Source organism: Candidatus Merdisoma sp. JLR.KK006, from assembly GCF_036941035.1.
Taxonomy (GTDB): Bacteria; Bacillota; Clostridia; order Lachnospirales; family Lachnospiraceae; genus Laedolimicola.
On sequence record NZ_JAYMNS010000001.1, the window covers coordinates 268502 to 280414 of the forward strand.

General features: G+C 47.6%; 11 protein-coding genes. All 11 read right to left on the bottom strand.

Annotated features, from left to right (window positions below; genetic code table 11):
- Positions 1-134: 134 nt before the first annotated feature.
- The 11 genes from VSQ61_RS01245 to VSQ61_RS01295 all read right to left on the bottom strand — a co-directional run bounded on the left by VSQ61_RS01245 (position 135) and on the right by VSQ61_RS01295 (position 11908).
- Positions 135-2219 carry a polyribonucleotide nucleotidyltransferase gene (locus VSQ61_RS01245; RefSeq protein ID WP_334342611.1) on the bottom strand — a complete coding sequence of 695 codons (2085 nt, stop codon included), beginning with the start codon at positions 2217-2219 and terminating at the stop codon, positions 135-137.
- A 294-nt stretch (positions 2220-2513) separates the two neighbouring features.
- On the bottom strand, positions 2514-2780 hold the full coding sequence (gene rpsO / locus VSQ61_RS01250; RefSeq protein ID WP_172540689.1) for a 30S ribosomal protein S15: 267 nt from the start codon (positions 2778-2780) through the stop codon (positions 2514-2516).
- 174 nt (positions 2781-2954) lie between these two features.
- Complete coding sequence (gene eno, locus VSQ61_RS01255) at positions 2955-4262, bottom strand: phosphopyruvate hydratase (protein ID WP_334342612.1); 1308 nt, start codon at positions 4260-4262, stop codon at positions 2955-2957.
- A gap of 187 nt (positions 4263-4449) precedes the next feature.
- Positions 4450-5988 (bottom strand): 2,3-bisphosphoglycerate-independent phosphoglycerate mutase, encoded by a 1539-nt coding sequence (gene gpmI / locus VSQ61_RS01260; RefSeq protein WP_334342613.1) that lies wholly within the window; start codon positions 5986-5988, stop codon positions 4450-4452.
- Complete coding sequence (gene yajC, locus VSQ61_RS01265) at positions 5981-6286, bottom strand: preprotein translocase subunit YajC (RefSeq protein WP_334342614.1); 306 nt, start codon at positions 6284-6286, stop codon at positions 5981-5983. The genes gpmI and yajC overlap by 8 nt, the downstream gene beginning before the upstream one ends.
- 190 nt (positions 6287-6476) lie before the next feature.
- Positions 6477-6929, bottom strand: coding sequence for a regulatory protein RecX (locus tag VSQ61_RS01270; protein ID WP_334342615.1), 453 nt, complete (start codon positions 6927-6929; stop codon positions 6477-6479).
- Positions 6929-7996, bottom strand: coding sequence for a recombinase RecA (recA, locus tag VSQ61_RS01275; RefSeq protein ID WP_334342616.1), 1068 nt, complete (start codon positions 7994-7996; stop codon positions 6929-6931). Before recA ends, VSQ61_RS01270 begins: the two co-directional genes overlap by 1 nt.
- A 191-nt stretch (positions 7997-8187) precedes the next feature.
- Positions 8188-9411 carry a glycerate kinase type-2 family protein gene (locus VSQ61_RS01280; protein ID WP_334342617.1) on the bottom strand — a complete coding sequence of 408 codons (1224 nt, stop codon included), beginning with the start codon at positions 9409-9411 and terminating at the stop codon, positions 8188-8190.
- Positions 9412-9458: 47 nt separating this feature from the next.
- On the bottom strand, positions 9459-10181 hold the full coding sequence (locus VSQ61_RS01285; RefSeq protein WP_334342618.1) for an ABC transporter ATP-binding protein: 723 nt from the start codon (positions 10179-10181) through the stop codon (positions 9459-9461).
- A gap of 1 nt (position 10182) precedes the next feature.
- The gene (locus VSQ61_RS01290) at positions 10183-10935 is read right to left on the bottom strand and encodes an ABC transporter ATP-binding protein (protein WP_334342619.1); all 753 of its coding nucleotides are present in this window, start codon (positions 10933-10935) and stop codon (positions 10183-10185) included.
- Positions 10928-11908 (bottom strand): branched-chain amino acid ABC transporter permease, encoded by a 981-nt coding sequence (locus tag VSQ61_RS01295; RefSeq protein ID WP_334342620.1) that lies wholly within the window; start codon positions 11906-11908, stop codon positions 10928-10930. The genes VSQ61_RS01290 and VSQ61_RS01295 overlap by 8 nt, the downstream gene beginning before the upstream one ends.
- Between the last annotated feature and the right edge of the window lie 5 nt (positions 11909-11913).

Here is an 11913-nt window from a genome sequence, read left to right on the forward strand (position 1 = left end):
GTAAAATTCTTTTCCGCCTGATACAAAAGCCCCGCAGTTATCCTTTTAAACTGCGGGGCTTCTTTTTCTCCGAGCCAGGTTTTTTCCTGCTCTGCTATTTTATTAATCCTTCCGCCGGCGGAACTGTCATGTGCTTATTTTACATCCTTCATGCTGAAGCTCAAACGGCCCATCTTGTCCTTGCCCAGACATACAACCTTCACCACATCGCCCAGGGTCAGAACATCCTCCACATGATTGATTCTCTGCTTTGCAATCTTAGAGATATGAACCATGCCCTCCTTGCCCGGTGCGAACTCCAGGAATGCGCCGAACTCCTTAATGCTGACTACCTTGCCGGTGAGCACCATGCCCTCTTCAAAATCGGTTACGATGATCTTAATCAGCTCCACAGCCTTGTCCATATCGGCCTTGTCCGTACCACATACGGATACGGCGCCGTCATCATCAATATCAATCTTCACACCGGTCTGCTCGATAATGGTATTGATGGTCTTACCTCTCTGACCAACCACATCACCAATCTTCTGGGGATCGATCTGAATCTGAATAATCTTCGGTGCATAAGGTCCGACCTCAGCTCTGGGCTCTGCAATGCAGGGCTTCATACAGGTATCCATAATGAACATTCTTGCTTCCCGGCATCTTGCAATGGCTCCCTCCACAATGGGACGTGTCAGGCCGTGAATCTTAATATCCATCTGAATAGCCGTAATACCCTCGGTGGTTCCTGTTACCTTGAAGTCCATGTCTCCGAAGAAGTCCTCAAGGCCCTGAATATCCGTCAAAAGTACATAGTCATCATCCGTCTCACCGGTCACCAGACCGCAGGAAATGCCGGCTACCATCTTCTTAATGGGCACGCCTGCCGCCATAAGGGACATACAGGATGCACAGGTAGAGGCCATGGAAGTAGAACCGTTGGACTCAAAGGTCTCCGATACGGTACGGATGGCATAGGGGAACTCTTCCTCAGAAGGAAGCACCGGCAAAAGCGCACGCTCCGCCAAAGCTCCGTGTCCAATCTCACGGCGTCCAGGTCCTCTGCTGGGCTTTGTCTCACCTACAGAGTAGCTTGGGAAATTATAGTGATGCATATAACGCTTGCTTGTCTCATTTTCATCCAGACCATCCAGTCTCTGAGCCTCAGACAAAGGCGCCAGGGTACAGATGTTGCAGATCTGGGTCTGCCCTCTGGTAAACATGGCGGAGCCATGAACTCTCGGAATCAGATCCACCTCTGCTGCCAGAGGACGAATCTGCGTAATCTCACGTCCGTCAGGACGCTTGTGATCCTTTAAGATCATCTTGCGCACGGTCTTCTTCTGGTACTGGTAAATAGCCTCTCCAAGAACCTCCAGCCATTCTTCTTTCTCTGCAAATGCCTCTTCCAGCCTGGCAGTAATCTGACGGATATTCTCCTCACGTACCTGCTTCTCGTCCGTAAATACGGCCTTCTCCATCTCCTCAGGCGGAACCTGTTCCTTGATAGCCTCAAACAGCTCTTCCGGAACGGCGCAGCTTGTATAGGTGTGCTTTTCCTTGCCGCATTCCGCTACAATCTTGTCAATAAAGGCAATCACCTGCTGATTGACCTCATGCGCCAGATAAATGGCTTCAATCATCTTTGCCTCCGGAATCTCATTGGCTCCGGCCTCAATCATAATTACCTTTTCTCTGGTGGAAGCGACAGTCAGCTTTAAATCAGACCCCCTATACTGATTCTGTCCCGGATTTACAATAAATTCTCCGTCAATCATGCCAATCTGTGTCATTGCGCAGGGACCGGCAAAGGGAATGTCTGACACGGCTGTTGCAATGGCGGATCCCAGCATAGCGGTCAGCTCCGGGCTGCACTCCGGATCTACGGAAAGCACCAGATTGTTTAACGTCACATCGTTGCGGTAATCCTTGGGGAACAAGGGACGCATAGGACGGTCAATGACACGAGAGGTCAGTACGGCATTCTCAGAAGCCTTGCCCTCTCTCTTATTGAATCCGCCGGGAATCTTGCCTACGGAATACAGCTTCTCCTCATACTCTACACTTAAGGGGAAGAAATCAATGCCCTCCCGGGGCTTATCGGAAGCCGTTGCCGTGGACAGTACGGTAGTGTCACCGTAATGCATAAAAGCGGCTCCGCTTGCCTGCTTTGCCACTCTGCCGATATCAACGGTCAGGGTGCGGCCTGCAAGCTCCATGGAATAACTCTTGTACATGGGTAATCTCCTTTACTTCTACCCAAGGGCATATCCGAATGCCCATAGGGTATCTTCTCTGGTTCAGGAGAATCCGAAACTACTGATCCATACACGAATCTGCTATATATGCCAGACATTCTGCTGCGCTGCGGACGGCATCTTTGCACGTGGAATAACGGAACTGTTCATATATGCATCAGTGGTCTCGGTACCATTCTCCTGTGGGGTTGACAGGTAACGAAATTCCATTAGCCGCATGGAATTTTCCATGCGACAAATGAGGGCGGAAGTATCCCTCCGCCCCTGTTAAGCTTACTTTCTGAGTCCAAGTCTCTCAATCAGACTACGATAACGTGTAATATCTGTTCTCTTCAGATAAGCCAGCATGTTACGTCTCTGACCAACCATCTTGAGAAGTCCTCTTCTGGAATGATGATCCTTCGGATTCTCCTTCAGATGCTCGGTTAATTCCTGAATACGCGCGGTCAGAATAGCTACCTGCACTTCCGGTGAACCAGTGTCTCCTGGCTTCAGGCCATACTCAGCGATGATAGCCTGCTTCTTTTCTTTTGCGATCATAATGACTGCCTCCTTTTTTCATAAGCCGTGTATTAAGCAACGGTCGGAGTTTCCGATTACCGAATACCGGCAGATTTCATACGTTTAGACTTTACCACACCTTTCTCATTGTGTCAAGAAACAATGTCATTTAATCAGGATTTAACCAAAATTTAAAAAGTAAGGTCCATCTTCTTATGAGATCTTATAGAAGGGGTTATAGTAAGCCGCCACCGGCCCCAGCTCTTCTTCAATTCGCAGAAGCTGGTTATATTTCGCAATCCGATCCATCCGGCAGGGCGCTCCTGTCTTGATCTGTCCGGCATTAACTGCCACAGCCAGATCTGCAATGAAATCCTCCTCTGTCTCTCCGGAGCGATGAGAAATTACTGTCGTATATCCGTTCACCTTTGCCAGCTCGATGGCATCCATCGCTTCGGAAACTGTACCAATCTGATTGACCTTTACCAAAATAGAATTTCCTGCATGCTTTTGAATCCCCATGCCGAGACGCTTTACATTGGTTACAAAGAGGTCGTCTCCCACCAGCTGTACCCGATGTCCCAGGCGCTCCGTCAATAGCTGCCAGCCGTCCCAATCCTCCTCCATCAAGCCGTCTTCAATGGATACAATGGGGTAATGATTCAGCAAATCTTCATAATACTCCACCATTTCCTCCGGAGAACGCAGGACCTTTTCCCCTGTCATTCGGCTCTCGCCCGGAAATACGTATTTTCCGGTCTTTTCGTCATAAAGCTCACTGGAAGCTGCATCAATGGCAATCTGTACCTGCTCTCCCGGCTCGAACTCTGCCATACGAATTGCCTCCACAATACAATCCAGTACCTCTCTGGAATCTGCAAGGTCCGGAGCAAAGCCGCCCTCATCACCTACAGCCGTGGACAATCCACGTTTTTTCAGGAGCAGCTTCAGCTTATAATAGATCTCTGCACCCATCCGAAGCCCTTCCTTAAAACAACAGGCTCCCACAGGCATAATCATAAATTCCTGCAGATCCACCGTATTATCCGCATGCTTGCCGCCGTTTAAAATATTCATCATAGGAACCGGCATTCTCTTCCCATGAACTCCTCCCAGATATTGATACAGGGGAATTTCCAGAAATCCGGCCGCAGCCTTGGCCACCGCCATGGATACGCTCAAGGTGGCATTGGCTCCCAAATTAGACTTATTATCTGTGCCGTCCGCATCCACCAGCAGGTGGTCAATATATGACTGCCTGAGCGCATTTTCTCCAATGAGAACATCTGTCAGCTTTACATTTACATTGTGTACTGCCTTTTCCACTCCCAGGCCAAGATAACGGTGCTGTCCGTCCCGCAGCTCCACGGCTTCAAACTTGCCTGTGGATGCTCCCGAGGGCACAGAAGCCCTGCCTGTAATGCCGCCTTCCACAGTAACCTCTGCCTCCACGGTGGGATTTCCTCTGGAATCCAAAATCTCTCTGGCATGAATATCGGTGATTGGTAAAAACAAATGCATAAAAAACCTCCTTTTTCTGCAACATACAACTCTTGTATGGATTGCCTGGCCTGTCCCGTTCTTCTCAGGCAGTCCTTTGCGATCCTTTGGAATCGTTAGTAATATTTTGCATAAAAAAGAAGGTTCTATACGGATTCTTTATATAAATTCATCTATTTTCCATATAAAAAATTCCGAAAAAAGACTGTTATTTTACCAACAGTGATTTTCCTGTCATTTCCGCCGGCTGCTCCATACCCATCAGCTCAATCAAGGTGGGAATGATATCTGCCAGACAGCCGCCTTCCCGCAGTTTATAGGCAGGATCTGCATTTACCAGAATGAAGGGCACCGGATTGGTGGTATGTGCCGTAAATGGGGCGCCTGTACCGTAATCCACAAGCTGCTCTGCATTGCCATGGTCTGCGCAGATGAACATCTGTCCGCCCACTTCCTTAACAGCCTTAACAGCCCGGCCGACACATTCATCTACCGCCTCTACTGCCTTGATAGCTGCAGCCTCAATTCCTGTATGGCCTACCATATCCGGATTAGCAAAGTTAATGATAATCACGTCATACTTATCGGACTTAATAGCCTCTGCCAACTTGTCACAAACGCCATAAGCGCTCATCTCCGGCTGCAAATCATAAGTGGCAACCTTCGGAGATTTTACCAGAATGCGATCCTCTCCCTTATTAGGCTCTTCCACACCGCCGTTAAAGAAGAAGGTTACATGAGCATACTTCTCTGTCTCAGCAATACGGGCCTGTGTCTTCCCATGAGCCGCCAGATACTCTCCAAAAGTGTTATGAAGCTCTACCTTGTGGAAGGCTACCAGCTTATTAGGAATGGTCACATCATACTCTGTAAAGCATACATAGGTGAGATCAAGCTTCTTCTCTCTTGCAAAGCCGCTGAACTCATCATCACAGAATGCTCTTGTAATCTCTCTCGCCCTGTCGGGGCGGAAGTTATAGAAAATAATGGAATCCCCATCCTGTACTGTAGCCAGAGGCTTTCCATCCCTCATTACAACAGCCGGAACCACAAACTCATCATTGACTCCCTTCTCATAGGATGCTGCAATGGCACTTACACCGTCTGCCGCTTCTACTCCTTCCCCCTTTGTGAGGGCTTTATAAGCCAGTTCCACTCTGTCCCAGCGGTTATCTCTGTCCATAGCATAATAACGTCCCATTACGGATGCTACTTCTCCTACGCCAATCTCCGCCATCTTATCTACCAGTTCCTGTACATAATCTTTCCCGGAGGTGGGAGGTGTATCACGGCCATCCAGGAAGCAGTGTACATAGACCTTCTTTAATCCATGGCGCTTTGCCAGCTCCAAAAGTCCGTAAATATGCGTATTATGGCTGTGCACGCCGCCGTCGGATACAAGTCCGTACATATGGAGAGCGGAATCCTTTGCCTTGGCATTCTCTACCGCCGTTACCAACGCTTCATTTTCAAAAAATACGCCATCCTCAATCTCTTTGGTGATACGGGTCAGCTCCTGGTATACAATACGGCCTGCACCCATGTTCAAGTGTCCCACCTCGGAGTTGCCCATCTGTCCGTCAGGCAGTCCCACTGCCAGTCCGCTGGCATTTCCTTTTACAAATGGATACTCTGCCATCAGCTTATCCATTACAGGTGTCTTTGCCTCGGCTACTGCATTGCCGTCCGTTCTCTCATTCAGACCATATCCGTCCAGAATCATCAATACTGTTGGTTTCTTACTCATCGCTCTTCTCCACCTCTGCTATTGCTGCTTTTTTCATGGGAATTCTGCAATTCCGGTTGCTTCCAAATTCTACAATCACGTCATCCTCAGTAATGTCAATCAGAACTCCATAGAATCCGCTGGTTGTCACCACCACATCGCCTACTTCCATTGTGGAAAGCATGGCGTTGACACGTTTCTGCTCCTTCTTCTGGGGGCGGATTGCCATAAAGTACATCATGGCACCGATTAATACCACGTAAATGAGGATCATTTCAAATCCCATGGTTCCGCCATTTGCTGCTGCCAGTAAATTCATATAATTTCCTCCTAAAATCGAGCCTGACTGCCGTCTCCCTGTCACAGCCGCCCGTCCTTTTGCTTCAAAACCGTCTTTCCGGTTCCGGCTTCAAAGCACTATTACTATACTAGCACAAGTACAGATCCCCGGTCAAGAGTATATACTTACAAAAGCTTGGTTATTCGTGTACCTTAAGGGGCAAAGTCCGCTATTCAAAAGCCCGGCTTCGCATCTCCCTTAAAATATCTTCACTTTGAAATCCCCTGCGCATCAGGAATTGATAAAACCTGCGCTGTTCCTCCTGCGTGGCTGTCTCAGGGGAATAATGCTTCTTCTCCATCCATCTTCGAATCAAAAGACTCTCGTCCTGAGCTTCAGTCTCCTGACAGGCCTCCTCCAAAATATCCCGGGAGATTCCTTTTTTATAAAGAAGTTCCTGCTCCACCTGACGGCGGCTCTTTATCTGGCAGCGGCTTTTCAAATAATTGACTGCATACCGTTTATCATTAATATAATCATACTGCTTTACATAGCAGATCGCTTCCTCCACAATCTCCGGCTCATAATTCCGGCTAAGCTTGGTGCGAAGCTCCTGTTCCGTCCGATCACATCGCTCCAGAATATACAGGGCCCGATGCTTTGCCCTTGTTAACTCATCCATTATTTTTCAGCAGCCGCCTTTGCTTTCTTTTCCTTTGCTTCCTCCGCCGGCTTCTCCTCCGGAACTGCAGCCGAATCCAGACCAAAGCCCTCACGGACACGCTCTTCAATCTCCTGGCAGACGGCTGGGTTCTGCCTTAAATAGCTTTTCGCATTCTCACGGCCCTGACCAATCTTCTCTCCATTGTAGGCATACCAGGCTCCGCTCTTATTCACTACCCCCGTATTCACCGCCAGATCCAGGATATCACCCTCACGGGATATGCCTTCGCCAAACATAATGTCAAACTCCGCCTCCTTGAAAGGCGGCGCAATCTTATTCTTCACTACCTTAATCTTGGTACGGTTTCCTACCATCTCTCCGCTCTGCTTCAGTGTCTCAATCCGCCGCACATCCAGACGGATAGAGGAATAGAACTTCAAAGCCCGGCCGCCGGTGGTAGTCTCCGGATTGCCGAACATTACGCCGATCTTCTCACGAAGCTGGTTGATAAAGATTACCGTGCAGTTGGACTTACTGGTAACGGCTGTCAGCTTACGCAGAGCCTGGGACATAAGCCTTGCCTGCAGACCCACATGAGAATCTCCCATATCTCCGTCTATCTCCGCCTTTGGTACTAATGCGGCTACAGAGTCCACAATAATAATATCCACTGCACCGGAGCGCACCATAGTCTCGGTAATCTCCAGTGCCTGCTCACCGTTATCCGGTTGTGATATGTACAGGTTGTCAATATCCACGCCGATATTCTTGGCGTAGACAGGGTCCAGAGCGTGCTCCGCATCAATAAATCCGGCGATTCCGCCGCGCTTCTGGACCTCCGCTACCATATGCAGGGCTACTGTGGTCTTACCGCTTGATTCCGGTCCGTACACCTCAATGATTCTCCCCTTGGGAACACCGCCCAGTCCCAAAGCCATGTCCAGGCTCAGGCATCCGGTAGGTGTAGTCTCAATCTGCATGTGAGCTCCCTTATCCCCCAGCTTCATGACAGCTCCCTTACCAAACTGCTTCTCAATCTGGCCCAAGGCCGCATCCAATGCTTTTAACTTTTCTTCTTTTACCATATCGTTCTCCTTATTCCTGTATCAAACACCGTTTATTTTCGAATGTTTGTTCGTTTTCTGGTTACTATACTATTATATTTTTCTTCATCTGTCAAGTAAAAATGGGAAAAACGGCGAACTGCCCTAACGGATAGGTTTATCCTATCATACGTCAGGGCAGCTGCGCAAGCTGTTTATAAATTTTTTATCTATTATCTTCGAATCAAAAGAACACTCACATCATTAACATTCGTACCTGTTGGTCCTGTCATAATTAAACCGTCAGCACATTGTAATGCAGAATATGCATTATTATCACATAAGATATCTGATATCGAAATGCCGGCCTGCTCCAGCTTGCGGAAGGTATCTTGATCCACATACCCTCCTGCTGCATCCGTGGGCCCGTCAGTTCCATCTGAGCCAACTGAAAAAACTGCTGTATTTTTCATACCGGCAATTCCCTCGGCCGCTGCCAAAGCCAATTCCTGGTTTCGTCCGCCGATTCCCTTCCCGGTTAATTTTACAACGGTTTCTCCGCCTGCAACAAATGCCAGAGATTTCTTTGTATCCTTATGGTATCTGGCAATGGAAGCAAGAAAGCTCCCGGCATCTCTGGCCGTACAAGTCAAGCTGTCTGTCAGAATTTGCGTCTCGTATCCAAGCTTCTCTGCCTCTTTCGCAGCAGCGGCACAGAGCTGCCGCACGCTGCCTGTAATATGAGTTTCCACATTTCCAAGCTTCTTTGGCGTCTCTTTTTTTAAAAATTCGGCCGCCTGTCGGGAAAGCTTTAGATTATATTTCTTTACAATAGCCATTGCTTCTTCACAGGTGGAACAATCTTCCGCAGCCGGTCCGGATGCGATCATGTCAAGAGGATCCCCCACAATGTCCGAAAGCACAACCGAGAACATCCTTGCCGGCAGACAGTGCTGCGCAAAACGGCCGCCTTTCACTCTGGACAAACGCTTCCGGATGGTATTCATTTCCACAATATCCGCTCCGCATGCCAGCAATTGCTGTGTAATGTCTGCAAGCTCATCCTCCGGAATCAAAGGCAGCTCAAATAAAGAGGAACCGCCGCCTGAGAGCAGAAATATTACCGTATCCTTACCTGTCAAATGAGAAGTCATATCCAAAACTTCCTTCGTTCCGCAAAAAGAATTTCTATCCGGCACCGGATGTCCTGCCTCAAAAATCTTAACCCTCGGAATCTCACCCATACAATGACCGTATTTCGTTATAACAATGCCTGCCTGAAAGGTAAGAAGCTTTGAGGCGGCATACGCCATCTGCCAGGCAGCCTTACCAACTGCTGCAAGATATAAGTTTCCGCTTAAATCAGCATTTTTCAGAGCAATCTGCACGGCACGATCCGGCTGCGCTGCTCTTAAGGATGCCTCAATTATTTTATTTGCGTCTTCTCTTAATTTCATATACTCCTTCCCTCCGGCGATTCAATCTATTCAAAGATGACTTGCTGTTATTTCATGCCCAGATAAGCTTTCCTTACATCATCATTTGCAACAAGCTTGTCGCAGTAATCGCTTAAAATAATTTTTCCATTCTGCATAACATACCCACGGTGAGCCGTTTCCAAAGCAATTTTTGAATTCTGCTCCACAAACAAAATAGTTGTCCCCTGCTTATTGATTTCAACAATTGCCTCAAAAATATTTTTTACAATAATCGGAGCCAGTCCAAGTGACGGTTCATCCAGCAATATCATCTTAGGTCTGGCCATCATAGCCCGTCCAATTGCCAGCATCTGTTGTTCTCCGCCTGACAGTGTTCCGGCCGACTGCTCCTTTCTCTCCAGCAATCTTGGAAAAAGATGATATACCTTCTCGAAATCTTCCTTTACACCTGCTGTGTCCTTCCGCAGATATGCTCCCATTCTCAGGTTCTCTTCTACTGTCAGCTGTGAAAAAACATGGCGGCCTTCCAATACCTGGCTTAATCCCATTGCAGTGATCTTATTCCCCTTTTTCCTGTCAATCCGTTTTCCGTCAAACCAGATTTCACCCCGCACACCCCCCATTCCGATCAGGCCGGATACGGTCTGCATCGTGGTTGTCTTTCCTGCACCGTTTGCTCCAATCAGTGTAACCAGCTCTCCTTCGTCTACGTACAGGTTAATCCCCTTTACCGCCTCTATATTGCCGTAAAAATAATGGAAGTCCTTCAATTCCAGTATCGGTGCCATTTCATTCACCTCCCAAATATGCCCGAATCACCTCCGGATGGCTCTGTATTTCCTCTGAAGTTCCCTCGGCAAGCAGCTTTCCGTATTCCAGCACATAGAGATAATCACAAATATCCATGACCAGCTCCATATCGTGCTCAATCATCAAGATCGTCACACCTTTATCCAGGATCTTCTTCAGCAGCTCGTCAAATTCCGCTTTTTCCTTTGTATTCATGCCTGCCACCGGTTCATCCAACAATAAAAGCTTAGCATCACTTGCCAGGGCACGTACAATCTCCAAAAGCCTCTGACCGCCATAGGACAGTGCGCCGGCCTGCTCGTCGGCATATTTCTCCAGGCCTACAAACCGCAGCCATTCATAAGCCATTTCCCTGGCCTGTTTTTCTTCCCTGCGGGTCGCCGGCGTTCTGAACAAATCCTTTAGATAAGAGCTTTTCAGTCTGGAATGCATTCCCACCATAACATTCTCCAATGCCGTCATTTTCCAGAACAGATTAATTACCTGATAGGTCCGTGAAATGCCTGCCTGACAGATCTGATAGGGCCGCTTTCCCTCCATATGTTTTCCGTCAAAAATAATGGTTCCCTCATTGGGCGTGTAAACACCGCTGATACAATTAAAAAAAGTAGTCTTTCCTGCACCATTCGGTCCGATTAAGCCTGTAATCTTATGGTCTCTGACCATCATATCCACATGGTCAACGGCTGTCAATCCCCCAAATTTAATAGTAACCCCCTTTACCTCAAGCATTCTCCATCCCCCCATCCGGTTTCATTTTTCTGTTTTTGAATTTATCTGCTATATTTTTCAGCAGTCCATGAACCCCGCCTGGAATCGCAATGATAACAAGCAGCATCATAATTCCATATACCAGCATTTGATAGTCCTCCAAAGCCCGAAGGGATTCATTAATTAAAAGCACGATGGCAGAGCCAATAACAGGTCCCAGGAAGGAACCGGAACCTCCAAACAAAAGCATGGTCAAAAACATAACCGATTGTTTATACACAAAGCTGTCAGGACTTACATACTGAAGCAGGTGAGCAAACATTGCTCCTGCAAATGCCGTATAAAATGCACTCGTTGCAAAAGCCTTCACCTTACAGGACCGCACATTGATTCCCATGCCGTCCGCCGCATGTACATTTTCCCGAATCGCAGTGAATGCCCGTCCGGTTTTTGAGTGAATCAGGAATTGCTTTGCTGTCATAAAAACAACCATACAAGCAAGTCCGAAGAAATAAAACTTAAAATTTGTATTTAGCTTTATCCCAAACAGCTCTACCGAATCCGTATACATTCCAACATAATTTCCGGTAATATTATTGGGTGAGTGAGAAACCAGAATATATACAATCTCACCAATTGCCTGAGTTGCCAGAGACAGAAAATGAAACACCAGCTTTGAACATGAATAGGCAACAGCCGCTCCCACAACAGCCCCGGCCATGGCCCCTATTATCATCGTAAGCAGCACCGGCATCCCTGTAAGCTTATGAAGCAGAACAGATCCATAGGCGCCTATTGCATAAAATGCAGCATGTCCCAGGGATACCTGACCGCAATAACCAAATAAAATATCCAGGCCGGATACTGCAATAATATATATTTCTATAAAGCAGAAAACCAATAGGAAATACTCTGTCCCCTGAAAAGCAAATGGCAGAATCAGAGCTGCCAAAAGCAATAACCACGTCTTATTAATCTTTTTCAATGTTTTCATGTGAG

Coding starts and splice junctions, on each gene's coding strand:
- VSQ61_RS01245 (WP_334342611.1), bottom strand. CDS start 2,219: ATGTACAAGAGTTATTCCATGGAGCTTGCAGGCCGCACCCTGACCGTT.
- rpsO (WP_172540689.1), bottom strand. CDS start 2,780: ATGATCGCAAAAGAAAAGAAGCAGGCTATCATCGCTGAGTATGGCCTG.
- eno (WP_334342612.1), bottom strand. CDS start 4,262: ATGCATTTGTTTTTACCAATCACCGATATTCATGCCAGAGAGATTTTG.
- gpmI (WP_334342613.1), bottom strand. CDS start 5,988: ATGAGTAAGAAACCAACAGTATTGATGATTCTGGACGGATATGGTCTG.
- yajC (WP_334342614.1), bottom strand. CDS start 6,286: ATGAATTTACTGGCAGCAGCAAATGGCGGAACCATGGGATTTGAAATG.
- VSQ61_RS01270 (WP_334342615.1), bottom strand. CDS start 6,929: ATGGATGAGTTAACAAGGGCAAAGCATCGGGCCCTGTATATTCTGGAG.
- recA (WP_334342616.1), bottom strand. CDS start 7,996: ATGGTAAAAGAAGAAAAGTTAAAAGCATTGGATGCGGCCTTGGGCCAG.
- VSQ61_RS01280 (WP_334342617.1), bottom strand. CDS start 9,411: ATGAAATTAAGAGAAGACGCAAATAAAATAATTGAGGCATCCTTAAGA.
- VSQ61_RS01285 (WP_334342618.1), bottom strand. CDS start 10,181: ATGGCACCGATACTGGAATTGAAGGACTTCCATTATTTTTACGGCAAT.
- VSQ61_RS01290 (WP_334342619.1), bottom strand. CDS start 10,935: ATGCTTGAGGTAAAGGGGGTTACTATTAAATTTGGGGGATTGACAGCC.
- VSQ61_RS01295 (WP_334342620.1), bottom strand. CDS start 11,908: ATGAAAACATTGAAAAAGATTAATAAGACGTGGTTATTGCTTTTGGCA.